Source organism: Solibacillus sp. FSL W8-0474 (assembly GCF_038004065.1).
Classification (GTDB): Bacteria; Bacillota; Bacilli; order Bacillales_A; family Planococcaceae; genus Solibacillus; species Solibacillus faecavium.
In genome coordinates this window covers 3855400-3872250 of the sequence record NZ_JBBOQJ010000001.1, presented here as the reverse complement: position 1 = coordinate 3872250, position 16851 = coordinate 3855400, and the positions used below count along the sequence as shown (strand labels likewise).

At 41.7% G+C, this 16851-nt stretch carries 11 protein-coding genes, 6 tRNA genes and 3 rRNA genes; 18 read left to right on the top strand and 2 right to left on the bottom strand.

Features of this window, described 5'->3' with window-relative positions:
• Window positions 1-3 precede the first annotated feature (3 nt).
• Window positions 4-618 (bottom strand): spore germination lipoprotein GerD, encoded by a 615-nt coding sequence (gene gerD, locus NYE67_RS19595; protein ID WP_340726477.1) that lies wholly within the window; start codon window positions 616-618, stop codon window positions 4-6.
• Window positions 619-765: 147 nt separating this feature from the next.
• Between gerD and NYE67_RS19590 the strand changes: the two genes are divergently transcribed.
• Window positions 766-1446 carry a KinB-signaling pathway activation protein gene (locus NYE67_RS19590; protein WP_340726476.1) on the top strand — a complete coding sequence of 227 codons (681 nt, stop codon included), beginning with the start codon at window positions 766-768 and terminating at the stop codon, window positions 1444-1446.
• 75 nt (window positions 1447-1521) lie between these two features.
• Here the strand turns inward: NYE67_RS19590 and NYE67_RS19585 are convergent, their stop codons facing one another.
• Window positions 1522-2166 (bottom strand): hypothetical protein, encoded by a 645-nt coding sequence (locus NYE67_RS19585; protein ID WP_340726475.1) that lies wholly within the window; start codon window positions 2164-2166, stop codon window positions 1522-1524.
• Window positions 2167-2419: 253 nt separating this feature from the next.
• On the opposite strand from NYE67_RS19585, the gene NYE67_RS19580 reads away from it, so the two are divergent.
• From NYE67_RS19580 to NYE67_RS19500, 17 genes are all read left to right on the top strand, one after another.
• A 16S ribosomal RNA gene (locus NYE67_RS19580) occupies window positions 2420-3974 on the top strand.
• A gap of 230 nt (window positions 3975-4204) precedes the next feature.
• Window positions 4205-7133 (top strand): 23S ribosomal RNA (locus NYE67_RS19575).
• A 97-nt stretch (window positions 7134-7230) separates the two neighbouring features.
• Window positions 7231-7346, top strand: a 5S ribosomal RNA gene (rrf, locus tag NYE67_RS19570).
• Together the 16S, 23S and 5S rRNA genes form the textbook arrangement of a ribosomal RNA operon.
• Before the next feature lie 350 nt (window positions 7347-7696).
• Window positions 7697-8992: an alpha/beta fold hydrolase gene (locus NYE67_RS19565; protein ID WP_340730833.1), complete on the top strand. Its 1296-nt coding sequence runs from the start codon at window positions 7697-7699 to the stop codon at window positions 8990-8992.
• Between the two features lie 152 nt (window positions 8993-9144).
• Window positions 9145-9220: transfer RNA gene (locus NYE67_RS19560), tRNA-Asn, on the top strand.
• A gap of 134 nt (window positions 9221-9354) precedes the next feature.
• Window positions 9355-9429, top strand: a tRNA-Glu gene (locus NYE67_RS19555).
• A gap of 45 nt (window positions 9430-9474) precedes the next feature.
• A tRNA-Val gene (locus NYE67_RS19550) sits at window positions 9475-9550 on the top strand.
• 31 nt (window positions 9551-9581) lie between these two features.
• A tRNA-Tyr gene (locus tag NYE67_RS19545) sits at window positions 9582-9665 on the top strand.
• A 13-nt stretch (window positions 9666-9678) separates the two neighbouring features.
• Window positions 9679-9753: transfer RNA gene (locus tag NYE67_RS19540), tRNA-Gln, on the top strand.
• A gap of 17 nt (window positions 9754-9770) precedes the next feature.
• Window positions 9771-9843 (top strand) — tRNA-Lys (locus NYE67_RS19535).
• Between the two features lie 186 nt (window positions 9844-10029).
• Window positions 10030-10932, top strand: a complete 903-nt coding sequence (rocF, locus tag NYE67_RS19530) for an arginase (protein WP_340726473.1) — start codon at window positions 10030-10032, stop codon at window positions 10930-10932.
• Window positions 10933-11085: 153 nt separating this feature from the next.
• The gene (gene sigW, locus NYE67_RS19525) at window positions 11086-11649 is read left to right on the top strand and encodes an RNA polymerase sigma factor SigW (protein WP_191701471.1); all 564 of its coding nucleotides are present in this window, start codon (window positions 11086-11088) and stop codon (window positions 11647-11649) included.
• Window positions 11650-11662: 13 nt separating this feature from the next.
• A complete protein-coding gene (locus NYE67_RS19520) occupies window positions 11663-12280 on the top strand; it encodes a zf-HC2 domain-containing protein (RefSeq protein WP_340730832.1) in 618 nt (205 codons plus the stop codon).
• A 202-nt stretch (window positions 12281-12482) separates the two neighbouring features.
• Window positions 12483-13319, top strand: a complete 837-nt coding sequence (cdaA, locus tag NYE67_RS19515; protein ID WP_340726471.1) for a diadenylate cyclase CdaA — start codon at window positions 12483-12485, stop codon at window positions 13317-13319.
• Complete coding sequence (locus tag NYE67_RS19510; protein ID WP_340726470.1) at window positions 13312-14310, top strand: CdaR family protein; 999 nt, start codon at window positions 13312-13314, stop codon at window positions 14308-14310. The genes cdaA and NYE67_RS19510 overlap by 8 nt, the downstream gene beginning before the upstream one ends.
• Before the next feature lie 88 nt (window positions 14311-14398).
• Window positions 14399-15751 (top strand): phosphoglucosamine mutase, encoded by a 1353-nt coding sequence (glmM, locus tag NYE67_RS19505; RefSeq protein WP_340726469.1) that lies wholly within the window; start codon window positions 14399-14401, stop codon window positions 15749-15751.
• 186 nt (window positions 15752-15937) lie between these two features.
• Window positions 15938-16462, top strand: a complete 525-nt coding sequence (locus NYE67_RS19500) for a type 1 glutamine amidotransferase domain-containing protein (protein WP_191701466.1) — start codon at window positions 15938-15940, stop codon at window positions 16460-16462.
• Window positions 16463-16851: the final 389 nt, after the last annotated feature.

The window sequence follows — 16851 nt, the reverse complement described above, 5'->3', positions numbered from 1 at the left end:
TTATTATGATCCGCCGCCACCGCTTTTTTCTTCACTACTTCCCTTCTCAGATCCACCTCCACCACCAGATCCGGATTCTTTTTCAGACGAAGAACCTTCACCACTCTTTTTAATCAGCTCTTCCCATTTTGACTGCATCAGAGGGTTCTCTATTGTTTCGGTCACCACTTTTTCCAGTTCCTTACGCATTACAGCACCTTTCATAATTGATTCCAGTTGCTTTTGCATATCCGGCTGTCCAAAAAATGATGTTAAAGCTTCTTGGTACGCAGCATCGTTTAATAGGTTTTTCATTAAATCCTTTTGTTGATCCTGCATACTTTTTGCGAAGTTCTCTTTAAACTTAGGGTCTTCAAATGTTTTTACCCAAAAATCCATGGCTTCTTTTGACAGCATTGTTTCCTCGGTCGCCTTTTTTACTTCCTCGGTATTTAAAATAAGCAGCTCCCGGAAGCTCTTATCTTCAAATATTTGTCGGATCGCCTTTTTCCCATCTTCTGTTTGGATAGCATCAACCATAATTTTCTTTACTTCGTCATAAGAAAGCGTCGTTGATTTGGAATCGTTACAACCAGCAATTAGAATGATGGAAAAGGCAAGTATTATTAAACGTTTCACTATTTCTTCCTTCCTTTCTTCACTTAAGCGCTTTCGTTTATTGTTCACAATTTAACAAAATATATGTAACAACTTTTAGTAGAGGTCGCTTTTTTCAAATCGAATTGATAAAATATACAAGTATATTAAAAAATGGGGGAATTGTTCGTGACGATACGAAACTGGGTTAAATTTGCTTTTTGGGCATTGTTAATTGGTGGTTTAGTGAATGCAGTTGCCTCGTTAATTATTCGTTGGGACTTTTACCAACCATATTTAGCGAACGGGGAAATTTCTGAATTTCTGGCTGCGGTTATTTGGAATATCGTTTTAGGTATGACGATGAGTGTGATGGCCCAAGCAGGTTTTTTTGCTTATTTAACGTTACATCAAGTTGGTGTTAATATATTTAGATCATTAACGCTTTGGAACTGGATACAAATGTTATTGATCATTATTGTTTTAGTCGATATTGTAATTTTCCGCTTTGCCCCAGGAGCTAGTACAATGGGGGATTGGCTGATTTACGGATTTTTACTTATAGTTTTAGTCGGAGCGGCCATATTAACGGCAGTAAAGAAAATAAAAATGACGAAAAAGCCACATGTCTTAATCTCCACAATGTTCTTTATGATTGTTGTAACTTCATTAGAGTGGATTATCGCTTTAATGGGACGCCAGGATAACATTGACGTATATGTTGCACTATTATTGTTCCCGTTAGTGGCAGTTAATGCATACCAAATTTTAATGTTGCCAAAATATAATGCACAATCTGAAGCTGATCGAAAAAAATTGGAAGAACGTCGTAAAGAAAGAAAAGAGTCGCATACTACGGCAAAAGCTTAAATAGAAAGGGCTGTCACAAATATAAACGTTTGTGACGGCCCATTGTTTTTTTAAAATAGACATAGATTCATATTATTATGGGAATCGTTTTGTAGAAATTTCATATCCAAATATATTTTGTTCAATTGAAACAAAAATATGCTCATTCATAAATTGTTTAATGGCATCAAAAGAGACATTCTCCTCACGATGTAAAGGAATACTTACAAATGAACCTTCAGGAATTTTACTTTCTACTATAGGAAAGGTTTCTGTTGGAGCAATTATGTTAATGCCAAGTTGATGTAAAGCTGATTGCATAGAATCTTCCATTTTGTAATCAGCGGTCGCAAACCATAGTGGCTTTTTGTAAAATGTTTTTTCGTAAATAGCGAGCTGTTTGTTTAAAAGTGTTTCATCGACATATTGATCACTCGTAGAACCGAGTAGACCAACTCTAATATTCTTTTCTATTAATACTTTTACCAAATCAGGACTTCGTAATAGCCAATCACTATCTGCTAAAAAAAGTGGATAAGGCTCTTTCAGGTTTGTCACCCATTCTTCCAAACCTTTATGAGAATAACTGAGTTCAATGATTACACTTTTTCCGAATTGACCTTTTGTGATGATTGCTGGAGTCTCTGTTAATTGAAATACGGGCATAATACTACTTTTTTCATCAAAATAAATGAATACCAGAAATAAGCATAAAATTAGTGATACCAACGTTTTGAACATGATTAACTACCCACTTTCCGATTGTATTAAACACGATTCTATTAAAAACTTATGAAAAAGTGTTGACGGATATAACAAGAGGATGTTACTATAAGTGAGTCGCCAAGAGATGACGCGACAAACGAAACACAATGAACCTTGAAAACTGAACAAGCAACGTTAATGAAACAAGCTTCTTAAATGAAGCAAACAATAGATTTCAACTTTTAATTAAGTTGAATCGCTAGCAAAGCAAATGAGCTTTCAAACTACTTTTATGGAGAGTTTGATCCTGGCTCAGGACGAACGCTGGCGGCGTGCCTAATACATGCAAGTCGAGCGGATGATGAGAGAAGCTTGCTTCTCTCTGATTTAGCGGCGGACGGGTGAGTAACACGTGGGTAACCTACCTTATAGATTGGGATAACTCCGGGAAACCGGGGCTAATACCGAATAATACTTTTAAACACATGTTTGAAAGTTGAAAGACGGTTTCGGCTGTCACTATAAGATGGACCCGCGGCGCATTAGCTAGTTGGTGAGGTAACGGCTCACCAAGGCAACGATGCGTAGCCGACCTGAGAGGGTGATCGGCCACACTGGGACTGAGACACGGCCCAGACTCCTACGGGAGGCAGCAGTAGGGAATCTTCCACAATGGACGAAAGTCTGATGGAGCAACGCCGCGTGAGTGAAGAAGGATTTCGGTTCGTAAAACTCTGTTGCAAGGGAAGAACAAGTAGCGTAGTAACTGGCGCTACCTTGACGGTACCTTGTTAGAAAGCCACGGCTAACTACGTGCCAGCAGCCGCGGTAATACGTAGGTGGCAAGCGTTGTCCGGAATTATTGGGCGTAAAGCGCGCGCAGGTGGTTCCTTAAGTCTGATGTGAAAGCCCCCGGCTCAACCGGGGAGGGTCATTGGAAACTGGGGAACTTGAGTGCAGAAGAGGATAGTGGAATTCCAAGTGTAGCGGTGAAATGCGTAGAGATTTGGAGGAACACCAGTGGCGAAGGCGACTGTCTGGTCTGTAACTGACACTGAGGCGCGAAAGCGTGGGGAGCAAACAGGATTAGATACCCTGGTAGTCCACGCCGTAAACGATGAGTGCTAAGTGTTGGGGGGTTTCCGCCCCTCAGTGCTGCAGCTAACGCATTAAGCACTCCGCCTGGGGAGTACGGTCGCAAGACTGAAACTCAAAGGAATTGACGGGGGCCCGCACAAGCGGTGGAGCATGTGGTTTAATTCGAAGCAACGCGAAGAACCTTACCAGGTCTTGACATCCCGGTGACCACTATGGAGACATAGTTTCCCCTTCGGGGGCAACGGTGACAGGTGGTGCATGGTTGTCGTCAGCTCGTGTCGTGAGATGTTGGGTTAAGTCCCGCAACGAGCGCAACCCTTATTCTTAGTTGCCATCATTCAGTTGGGCACTCTAAGGAGACTGCCGGTGATAAACCGGAGGAAGGTGGGGATGACGTCAAATCATCATGCCCCTTATGACCTGGGCTACACACGTGCTACAATGGACGATACAAACGGTTGCCAACCCGCGAGGGGGAGCTAATCCGATAAAATCGTTCTCAGTTCGGATTGTAGGCTGCAACTCGCCTACATGAAGCCGGAATCGCTAGTAATCGCGGATCAGCATGCCGCGGTGAATACGTTCCCGGGCCTTGTACACACCGCCCGTCACACCACGAGAGTTTGTAACACCCGAAGTCGGTGAGGTAACCTTTATGGAGCCAGCCGCCGAAGGTGGGATAGATGATTGGGGTGAAGTCGTAACAAGGTAGCCGTATCGGAAGGTGCGGCTGGATCACCTCCTTTCTAAGGATTATTTCGGAATCATTCTCACGGAGAATGAAACATTAACGTTTGCTGTTCAGTTTTGAAGGTTCATTCTTAATTGAATGAGATACTTCAAAACTTCGTTCTTTGAAAACTGGATAAAACGACATTGATAGCAATAAAACAAATTTCTATTTTATAGAAATGTAACAAGTCAAGCAATTGACGTGTAAACTTAAATCTTAGATTTTATCTAAGTGTTAACTTTTGGTTAAGTTAATAAGGGCGCACGGTGGATGCCTTGGCACTAGGAGTCGATGAAGGACGGCACTAACACCGATATGCCTCGGGGAGCTGTAAGTAAGCTTTGATCCGGGGATTTCCGAATGGGGGAACCCACTATCTTTAATCGGATAGTATCTACACGTGAATACATAGCGTGATGAGGACAGACGCAGGGAACTGAAACATCTAAGTACCTGCAGGAACAGAAAGAAAATTCGATTCCCTGAGTAGCGGCGAGCGAAACGGGAAGAGCCCAAACCAAAGAGCTTGCTCTTTGGGGTTGTAGGACACTCTATACGGAGTTACAAAAGAATGAGTTAGACGAAGCGACTTGGAAAGGTCCGCGAAACAAGGTAAAAGCCCTGTAGTCAAAAGTTCATTCCCTCCAGAGTGTATCCTGAGTACGGCGGAACACGTGAAATTCCGTCGGAATCCGGGAGGACCATCTCCCAAGGCTAAATACTACCTAGTGACCGATAGTGAACCAGTACCGTGAGGGAAAGGTGAAAAGCACCCCGGAAGGGGAGTGAAATAGATCCTGAAACCGTGTGCCTACAAGTAGTTAGAGCCCGTTAATGGGTGATAGCGTGCCTTTTGTAGAATGAACCGGCGAGTTACGATTACGTGCGAGGTTAAGTTGAGAAGACGGAGCCGCAGCGAAAGCGAGTCTGAATAGGGCGAATTAGTACGTGGTCGTAGACCCGAAACCAGGTGATCTACCCATGTCCAGGGTGAAGGTGAGGTAACACTCACTGGAGGCCCGAACCCACGCACGTTGAAAAGTGCGGGGATGAGGTGTGGGTAGCGGAGAAATTCCAATCGAACCTGGAGATAGCTGGTTCTCTCCGAAATAGCTTTAGGGCTAGCCTCGTGATTGAGAATACCGGAGGTAGAGCACTGTTTGGACTAGGGGGGCATCTCGCTTTACCGAATTCAGACAAACTCCGAATGCCGGATATTTATACACGGGAGTCAGACTGCGAGTGATAAGATCCGTAGTCAAGAGGGAAACAGCCCAGACCACCAGCTAAGGTCCCCAAGTAATCGTTAAGTGGAAAAGGATGTGGCGTTGCTTAGACAACCAGGATGTTGGCTTAGAAGCAGCCATCATTTAAAGAGTGCGTAATAGCTCACTGGTCGAGTGACGCTGCGCCGAAAATGTATCGGGGCTAAACGATTCACCGAAGCTGTGGATGCATACTTTGAGTATGCGTGGTAGGAGAGCGTTCTAATAGCGTTGAAGTCAGACCGGAAGGACTGGTGGAGCGATTAGAAGTGAGAATGCCGGTATGAGTAGCGAAACATGGGTGAGAATCCCATGCACCGTATGACTAAGGTTTCCTGAGGAAGGCTCGTCCGCTCAGGGTTAGTCGGGACCTAAGCCGAGGCCGATAGGCGTAGGCGATGGACAACAGGTTGATATTCCTGTACCACCTCCTCACCGTTTGAGAAATGGGGGGACGCAGTAGGATAGGGTAAGCACGCCGTTGGTTGCGCGTGTTCAAGCAGTAAGGCGTGTATGTAGGCAAATCCGCATACTATAACGTTGAGCTGTGATGACGAGCTCTTTAGAGCGAAGTTCCTGATTTCACACTGCCAAGAAAAGCCTCTATCGAGGTGAGAGGTGCCCGTACCGCAAACCGACACAGGTAGTCGAGGAGAGAATCCTAAGGTGTGCGAGAGAACTCTCGTTAAGGAACTCGGCAAAATGACCCCGTAACTTCGGGAGAAGGGGTGCTTCTTTGGGTGCATAGCCTAGAGAAGCCGCAGTGAATAGGCCCAGGCGACTGTTTAGCAAAAACACAGGTCTCTGCAAAACCGTAAGGTGACGTATAGGGGCTGACGCCTGCCCGGTGCTGGAAGGTTAAGAGGAGCGGTTAGCGCAAGCGAAGCTGTGAATTGAAGCCCCAGTAAACGGCGGCCGTAACTATAACGGTCCTAAGGTAGCGAAATTCCTTGTCGGGTAAGTTCCGACCCGCACGAAAGGCGTAACGATCTGGGCACTGTCTCAACGAGAGACTCGGTGAAATTATAGTACCTGTGAAGATGCAGGTTACCCGCGACAGGACGGAAAGACCCCGTGGAGCTTTACTGTAGCCTGATATTGAATTTTGGTACAACTTGTACAGGATAGGTAGGAGCCAGAGATCCCGGAGCGCCAGCTTCGGAGGAGGCGTCGGTGGGATACTACCCTGGTTGTATTGAACTTCTAACCCATGCCCCTTAGCGGGGTAGGAGACAGTGTCAGGCGGACAGTTTGACTGGGGCGGTCGCCTCCTAAAGAGTAACGGAGGCGCCCAAAGGTTCCCTCAGAATGGTTGGAAATCATTCGAAGAGTGTAAAGGCATAAGGGAGCTTGACTGCGAGACCTACAAGTCGAGCAGGGTCGAAAGACGGGCTTAGTGATCCGGTGGTTCCGCATGGAAGGGCCATCGCTCAACGGATAAAAGCTACCCCGGGGATAACAGGCTTATCTCCCCCAAGAGTCCACATCGACGGGGAGGTTTGGCACCTCGATGTCGGCTCATCGCATCCTGGGGCTGTAGTCGGTCCCAAGGGTTGGGCTGTTCGCCCATTAAAGCGGTACGCGAGCTGGGTTCAGAACGTCGTGAGACAGTTCGGTCCCTATCCGTCGTGGGCGTAGGAAATTTGAGAGGAGCTGTCCTTAGTACGAGAGGACCGGGATGGACACACCGCTGGTGTACCAGTTGTCTTGCCAAAGGCATCGCTGGGTAGCTATGTGTGGACGGGATAAGTGCTGAAAGCATCTAAGCATGAAGCCCCCCTCAAGATGAGATTTCCCATTACGCAAGTAAGTAAGACCCCTGAAAGACGATCAGGTAGATAGGTTCGAGGTGGAAGTGCGGTGACGCATGCAGCTGACGAATACTAATCGGTCGAGGACTTAACCACATTTTATTGCACAACTCAATGAAACGTTTATCCAGTTTTGAAAGAATGATTCTTTCAAAGGGTTCCAAGACATAAGCTGTATTGGAAGCCAAAATAGTCTAGTGATGATGGCAAAGAGGTCACACCCGTTCCCATACCGAACACGGAAGTTAAGCTCTTTAGCGCCGATGGTAGTTGGGGGCTTCCCCCTGTGAGAGTAGGACGTCGCTAGGCTCAAAAAGTCGTTGCTGATTCAGTCAGTAGTGGCTTTTTTATTATTTAAAATTAGCGAATTAAAGATAACAAGCATGACTTGAAAGGATAAAACTTTCTAGGTCATGCTTGTTTGTTTATATAAAAATAGAAATTAGATCTTACCGGTTATAAATTAATACAAATAGGAGAAGAGGTAGCTAGATGAACGTCATCTATGTAAATAAAAGTATATATAATAAAGAAAGAATTTCAGTTTTCATTCTTAGTTGGATTAGATAGTTATCATTCCTCAAGGCACTTTTATCATTTGAAACTTTTACAGCTAAATTACGTATACAAAGGAATAAGTTTAATTAAGGAGGAAGCTGATGCGTAAAATATTGTATATGGCAGTAGCTAGCGTATTACTGACAGCCTGTGGAAATGATAAAACAAGCAGTACCGACTTAGCTACAACAGGGCAAACTGAAAGCTCTCAGGAGGTCATCCAGATGAACGAAGCATTATTAGGGAAATGGCAAGGTATGATTGAAATCCCGCAGTCACCATTGGAAATTATTTTGGATTTGCAAAAAACAGGGGGGAATATATCGGTTCCAGCCCAAGGATTAAGTGAATTTTCATTTGAATCTGTTCAATATAATGATAGTGAAATAGAGATTAAAATTGATTTGGCAGGGTCTTTAATAAAAATAGAAGGGACTTATGAAAAGGAACAAATAGAAGGGACGTTTACACAAAATGGACAAACATTTTCGATTACTTTAAATCCATATACAGAGGCTTCTATAACATATGAAGAGCATACCGTTCCTGTTTTAGGAGGGGAATTAAAGGTAGCCCTACAAGTGCCAGAACAACCAACAGGGGAGCTTGTTATTATCCATGCTGGTTCAGGACCAACGAATAAAGATGGAAATACTATTGGTGGTGGATCTAATAACAGCCTTAAGATGATTGCGGAAAGTCTAGCCGAACAGGGAATTGCATCAATACGGTTTGATAAGCGGGGTATTGGTGAAAATACAGCACTAATTGCAAAAGAAGAGAACTTAACATTTGAAATGTATGTACAGGACGTAACGTCAATCGTTGATTATGCTAAAAAAGACAGCCGTTTTACGGAGGTTCATTTACTTGGTCATAGTGAAGGTGCATTAATTATGGCAATCGCTGCACAAAAAGGCAATGTAGACTCACTTATCTCCATTGCTGGGGCAGGTAGACCGGTCGATGAGATTTTGATGGAACAACTAGCAGCGAGTCTACCACCTAATTTGTTGTTGGAATCTGAAAAAGCATTGGAGCAGCTGAAAGCCGGTAATAAAGTCGGGAAAGTTTCGTCTGAACTTCAGTCCTTATTTAGACCCTCTGTTCAACCGTATATGATTTCTTGGTTAAAATATAACCCACAGCAGGAAATAATGGATGTGAAAGTTCCTATACTAATCATACAAGGAAAAATGGATATCCAAATTACAGAAGAAGATGCGGAAAGTCTAAAATCGGCAAATAGCAAAGCACAGCTTCATTATTTTGATCATATGAATCATGTCTTAAAAGACATACAAGGAAATCGTGAACAAAATATAGCGAGTTATTCAAATCCCACGATACCATTGGCGAATGGTTTAGTGGAGAAAATTGTTAAATTCGTAAAATAAACAAAGTCCAGGAAAGAGGAGTTTTCCTCTTTCTGCAATAAAAAAATAAAAGACAAATTATTTCAATAAAGTGCTTGTATAAATTAAAAACGTTGCTATAATAATAAATGTACAAGGGAAACATTGTACATGAGGTACATATATAGTAGCGTTCCGAAGTAGCTCAGTTGGTAGAGCATCCGGCTGTTAACCGGCAGGTCGCAGGTTCGAGTCCTGCCTTCGGAGCCATTTTTTTTTGCCTTTTTGTATTGTGGAAAAAAATAAAAACATTTTTTAAAAAAAGTTTTTAAAAAGGCTTGCATGATAGTGAAAATGATGATATTATAAATCTTGTCTTAAAGAGAACGTATCATTTACATAACGGCCCGTTGGTCAAGTGGTTAAGACACCGCCCTTTCACGGCGGTAACACGGGTTCGAATCCCGTACGGGTCACCATTTAAGGCTTCATAAAAAAATAAATTAGTAACACTTGTTATGTATGGAGGATTAGCTCAGCTGGGAGAGCACCTGCCTTACAAGCAGGGGGTCGGCGGTTCGAGCCCGTCATCCTCCACCATTCATTTTTTAACAGTGTTGCATCATTTGTCGGAGGGGTAGCGAAGTGGCTAAACGCGGCGGACTGTAAATCCGCTCCTTAGGGTTCGGCGGTTCGAATCCGTCCCCCTCCACCATCTTTAAAATGTTTGGGGTATAGCCAAGCGGTAAGGCAACGGATTTTGATTCCGTCATGCCCTGGTTCGAATCCAGGTTCCCCAGCCATTTTTTTATTTTTTTCTGAGCCATTAGCTCAGTTGGTAGAGCATCTGACTTTTAATCAGAGGGTCGAAGGTTCGAGTCCTTCATGGCTCACTTTTATTTTATAAATTTAGAAGTGCACTTAAACTTAAAAACTACAATCCTTTACTTATATTAATGAGTAAAGGATTTTTTGCATATTAAAGGGAAAACCGTTTGGGAAATCGAAATTTCAATAGAGAGTTTAGCTGAGCATAGAATAGCCGACCAAATATTAAGATTTCGTAAGGGGATGGGAAAATGAATAGAAAAATTTCAATTGTAGGGGTTCCGTGTGATTATGGTCAACAACGTCGTGGGGTGGATATGGGACCAAGTGCTATTCGATATGCAGGCTTGCAACAACGTTTAGTAAACCTAGGATTTGAAGTTGAAGATGAAGGCAATATTCAAGTAATTGAACGAAATGCAATTGACCAGAAAGACGAAAAGCTTCTAAATTTAGATGAAGTAATTAAAGTGAATACAGCACTTGCCGAGAAAGTATATGAAGTTGTAAAAAAGGATCATACACCTCTAGTACTAGGTGGTGACCATAGTATAGCAATAGGTACGTTAGCGGGACTTTCTATGAAGTATAAAAACTTGGGGGTAATATGGTTTGATGCCCATGCCGATTTGAATACGCCGGAGACAACACCGTCAGGGAATATTCACGGTATGCCTCTTGCTACAAGTATAGGGCTTGGGCATAAGCGATTGACTTCTATATTACATGGAGAACCAAAAATTAAAGCGGAAAATATAATTATAATTGGCGGGCGCTCAATTGATGAGGGAGAACGTGAATTAATAAAAACGCGTGGCATTAAAATTTATACGATGCATGAAATTGACCGGCTTGGAATGACACATGTAATGGAAGAAACGGTGAATTATTTTAAACAAAATCAAATAGATGGTATGCATTTATCTCTTGACCTTGATGCACTGGATCCTTTATACACACCCGGAGTTGGAACACCTGTGGCCGGGGGAATTACCTATAGGGAAAGTCATCTAGCAATGGAGATGATTCAGGAATCAGGATTGTTGACGTCTGCAGAGTTTGTCGAAGTGAATCCTATACTGGATGAACGTAATAAAACGGCTGATGTAGCAGTTGCGTTAATTGGTTCTTTGTTTGGTGAAACTTTAGTATGAATATTGTGAAAAAATGGGTATAGCATAATGAAATTTGTTATAATGGGAACACATATTTTTGCGGAAAAGACAAAATAATTTTTTTGAAAATGAAACCTTTTAAGAAACAATCCGTATATATAGAACAGCTGAAAAGGTGGAGAGGAAAGACAAATGGATGCGTTAGTAAATAAAAGAATAAAGCAAGTGCTTAAAGGTGATCAAAACGCATATGCCGACATTGTTAACCTCTACCAGCACAAGCTGTACCAAGTGTGTTTTCGAATGCTTGGAAATAAACAAGAAGCAGAAGATATTGCACAAGAGGCATTTATACGTGCCTATATTAATCTACATTCGTATGATCAAAATCGAAAATTTTCAACATGGCTTTATCGTATAGGTACGAATTTATGTATCGACCGTATTCGTAAAAAGAAGCCAGATTACTATTTAGATGCCGAAGTTGCTGGGACAGAAGGATTGGATATGTATTCACAGATTGCTGCGGATGAGCAATCACCTGAAGCAGCTATTGAACAAATGGAGCTTCAGGACAGAATTCAATTTGAAATCAGTCGCCTTCCTGACAAATATCGTTCGGTCATTGTTTTAAAATATATTGAGGAATTATCGCTCCAGGAAATCAGTGAAATTTTAGATATGCCGCTTGGTACAGTAAAAACCCGTATTCACCGTGGTCGTGAAGCGTTGAGAAAGCAGTTAAACAATTTGTAGGAGGAAGATACGCATGAAAACGTGTGCATCACAATTCGTGGATTATATGCACGAATATTTAGATGGTGATATTAGTCGTGAGCATGAACAATCATTGAAACAACATTTGCAGACATGCCCGGATTGCCAACAACATATGCATGAATTAAGTGACACGGTTGCGTTTATCAAGAGTGCAGCGCATATTACTGCCCCTCCAAGCTTTGAGGAACAAGTAATAAGTCGTTTACCGAAACGCAAAAGTTCTGTCGGCATAAAACGTTGGTTCCGTCAGCATCCGATGCTCGTTGCTGCTGCATTGTTTTGCTTGTTTATGAGCGCTACAGTGCTAAGTAGTTTCCCGAACGACAATCAATTTTCTGTGACAAAACAGCCAAATATAGTTGTTGAAGGGCAAACGGTAACAGTTCCCGCTGGTGAAGTTGTTAAAGGTGACATCGTTGTGAAAAACGGCGATATCATTATTGAAGGGGAAGTAGATGGGAATGTTACAGTAATAAATGGAAACTATATGGCTTCCACTGCAGTAGTTACAGGACAAGTCGAGGAAATCGATGAAATGTTCGAGTGGTTATGGTATAAAATTAAAGATGGCTTTAATGATTTGATGGCGGTCTTTAGCAATAAATAAATATCAGTTTTACTGAAAACCACATAAAAATAATTTTTTCCTGACGAATAGTGAAACTTTCTTCAAAAAAATGACGTTCTATTATAAAAAGCAAAGTCTACTCGTTCGGGTAGACTTTTTTCTGTTATGAAAGTTAATCATTGCCGGAATTATGCTATACTAAAGGCAATATGGATTAGCTATAAAAGGTGGGGGATGCCACATGCAAATAATTGAACAATTTACAGACATTGCTGCTGTAGAGATGATTTTTAAAGTGTTGGACGTACTGCTTGTTTGGTACGTAGTTTATAAGGCATTGACCCTCATTAAAGGAACGAAAGCCGTTCAATTATTAAAAGGGTTGCTGATTGTTGTTTTGGCAAAGTTTGCTACCTATGTTTTTGGTCTAGATACACTCGATTGGCTATTACAGGAAGTAATTGACTGGGGTTTCTTAGCAATCATAATTATATTCCAACCGGAAATTCGCCGGGCACTTGAGCAAATAGGGCGTGGGAAGCTTTTCCAACGTACTAATAATCAGCAAGATGATGAACAAACACGTTTAATTGAAGCTGTAAAAAAATCTGTGAGCTATATGGCAAAGCGTCGTATTGGAGCACTTATCTCAATTGAAAAAGATACGGGTCTAAATGAATATGTAGAAACAGGTATTAAAATGGATGCCGCGCTTTCTTCTGAGTTGCTAATTAACATTTTTATCCCAAACACACCTCTACATGATGGGGCTGTGATTATCCAAAAAAACCAAATTTCAGCTTCTGCCTGTTACTTACCGTTATCTGAAAGTGCATTTATTTCTAAGGAGCTTGGAACAAGACACCGGGCTGCACTTGGATTAAGTGAAGTGACAGATGCGATTACAATTGTTGTATCAGAGGAAACAGGTGCCATTAGTATTACAGCAAATGGTAACTTGCATCGTAACCTTACTATGACAGAATTTGAAGAACTATTACGTAAAATGTGGTTTGGTCCTGAGCAAGATTCTAACTTAGCTTCTAAGTGGACTTGGGGAGGGAAAAAGAATGGATAAATTATTCGATAGCCCGTGGATGCTACGTTTAACAGCATTATTTTTAGCTGCTGCTCTATTTTTATATATTCAAACTGAAGATAATCGAGCAGCAGATTCTGGTTCATCAAATGAAACAGATGTTATTACAAATGTGCCGCTTGAAGTGTATTATGATTCAGATAGTTTGTTTGTTACAGGGCTTCCCGAAACCGTCGATGTAAAAATTTCTGGACCGAAGGCAATTGTTTTAACAACAAAGCTGGAAAAGGATTACAAATTATTTGTCGATTTAAACTCATTGTTAATCGGTGAACATAGCGTTACAATACAGCAGGAAAACTTTTCTGAAAAACTAAATGTATCAATTGAACCGAAAATCGTTAATGTGACAATTGAAGAAAAAATTACCGAGCAGTTTCGTATAGAGCCTGAGATGAATAAAAGCCTTGTCGCCGAAGACTTCATCGTAAATAGGATGAGTGTAGAACCGACGAAAGTTGCCATTACCGGTGCAAAAAGTGTGATTGATAACATAAGCTTTGTAAAGGCAACAATTACAGGTGAAAAAGGTTTAAAAGAATCGTTTGAGCAAGAAGCTACTGTAAAGGTTCTTGACCGTGATTTAAATAAACTGGATGTGCGTGCTAATCCAGATAAGGTCAATGTTAAAGTAGAAATTAATGAATATAGTCGGGAAGTCCCGATTACATTGGTTGAAATTGGGGAATCAGTAGATGGGCTTAAGATTGAAAAGTTGTCGTCAGAGCCATCCCGCATCACTGTTTATGGGCCGAAAGCGGCAGTGGATGCTTTGGAAGAAGTAATTGTAGAAGTATCTCGTGAAAAAATTACCGAGTCTGGCTCCTATGATTTTAAAATTCCACTTCCAACAGGTGCAACAAAGTTATCGCAGAATAAACTTACGGTATATGCAGATGTATCAGGCGAGCCTGTTAGTGAAGAGGAAAGCGAAGCCAATGCAGATGAAAGTGTTGACAACGCGGAGTAAAACTTAACTACCAACAAAAACAATCAGTCCACATTAGGTGGTAAATTTAAAACGTATGTAATTTAAGCGTTGAAGGAGAGAAAAAGTAATGGGTAAATATTTCGGAACAGATGGCGTCCGCGGTGTCGCAAATAGTGAGCTAACACCTGAGTTGGCGTTTAAACTAGGTCGTATTGGCGGCTATGTGCTAACGAAGGATGCTAAAGATCGCCCGAAAGTATTAATTGGACGAGATACACGTATTTCTGGAGAAATGTTGGAAGGAGCACTTGTAGCAGGTCTTCTTTCGATTGGTGCAGAAGTTATGCGTTTAGGAGTGATTAGTACACCAGGTGTTGCTTACCTTACACGTGTCATGAATGCAGAAGCAGGTGTTATGATTTCAGCTTCGCACAATCCTGTGGCAGATAACGGCATTAAATTTTTTGGTCCAGATGGCTTTAAATTAACTGACGCACAAGAAGCCGAAATCGAAAGCCTAATCGATGCAGAGGAAGATACATTACCACGTCCTGTAGGAGCTGCTGTTGGTTCAGTGACAGACTACTTCGAGGGTGGACAAAAATATATTTCATACTTAAAACAAACTGTGGATGAAGATTTCGAAGGTTTACACGTTGCGTTAGATTGTGCGCATGGGGCAACTTCATCTTTAGCAACACATCTGTTTGCAGACTTAGAGGCTGATATTTCCACTATGGGTGCTTCTCCAGATGGCCTGAATATTAATGAAGGTGTCGGTTCGACTCATCCGGAAAAATTAGCTGAATTTCTTCTAGAGCGTAATGCAGATGTTGGCTTGGCCTTTGATGGAGATGGTGACCGTTTAATAGCAGTTGATGAGAATGGAACAATTGTCGATGGTGACCAGATTATGTTTATCATCGGAAAGCATTTACAAACAAAAGGTCGCTTAAACAAAGGTACGGTCGTTTCTACTGTAATGAGTAACATGGGCTTCTACAAAGCATTAGAAGAGCATGAGATGACAAGTATCCAAACAGCTGTAGGTGACCGGTATGTAGTAGAAGAAATGCGCGCTAACGAGTATAACCTGGGCGGCGAACAATCAGGTCACATTGTATTTTTAGATTACAATACAACAGGTGACGGACTTTTAACGGGGATTCAATTAGTGAGCATCATGAAAGCAACAGGTAAAAAACTATCTGAGCTTGCAGGAGAAATGACAATCTACCCGCAAAAATTAATTAATGTTCGTGTCACAGATAAACATGCAGTAACACAAAATGAAAAGGTTGCAGCAGTAATTGCCGAAGTGGAAGCAGAAATGGCCGGCAATGGTCGTGTATTAGTTCGCCCTTCAGGTACTGAGCCTTTAGTACGTGTGATGGTAGAAGCAGCTTCTGCGGAGGCTTGTGAAGAATATGTTACCCGCATTGCAGATGTAGTAAGCGCAGAAATGGGTTTAGCTGAATAATCTAGAATAAGGCATCGGGAGTAATGGAAACATTGCTTTCGGTGTTTTTTTTGTCACTTTAATATACCCGAATGCCGTTACTTAATGATAACTAGTAAACATGAATATAGTTTAGCAAATGTTTTAATTCATAAAGTTAAGGGAAATGATATGGTGTACCCTAATAAGACGAAGGAGTGTTTTACATTGGCTAAAATTGCAACATTAATTACAGATAAGTTTGAAGATGTGGAATTCACAAGTCCGAAAGAAGCACTAGAGGCTGCAGGGCATACACTTGTGACGATTGATAAAGAAGGTAATAAATCCGTTACAGGTAAAAATGGTGAGGCTACAGTTCAAATCGATAAAGGTGTGGCAGATGTAAATCCTGCAGACTTTGATGCGCTGTTTATCCCAGGAGGCTTCTCACCGGATTTACTTCGAGATGATGATCGTGTCGTAGCTTTCGCAAAGTACTTTATGGATGAAAAGAAACCTGTATTTGCGATTTGCCATGGACCACAGTTATTAATTACGGCGAAGTCCTTAGAGGGAAGAGATACGACAGGTTATAAATCGATTAAAGTTGATTTAGAGTATGCAGGTGCAAAATTCCATGATGAGGAAGTATTTGTTTGTCAGGAACAGCTTGTGACAAGCCGTACTCCAGATGATTTACCTGCATTTAACCGTGAAATCGTGAAGTTATTAAAAGATAAGGCACTGTAATAGTGCTCTTGGCATAAGATAATATAATAGTGCATATCCCGTTTGGAAGTCATTGGAGTGAATGAATAAATCAGTGGGCAGCACAATTCTTCACTGATGCGTTATTCCAATGACAAAAACGGGATTTTTTTCTATGAAGCGCTTACATTAGATGCAGAGGATTGACGTATGAATTTGATTATGTGTATGATGGAAATGCTCATGGAAAAAACTATTTCTTGAGTTGCGCTAAAGGAGGGAAAAGCTGCGCATAAAATAAAATCGGAAAAAAAGTAAAAGCGCCAGAGCTAAGGAAATCGAGCGAACATTAATCCTTAGCTGACGAGGTGGAGGTTTATCGAAATTTCGGCGGATGCCTCCCGACCGCACATGCCCGGTTGTAACTTTCG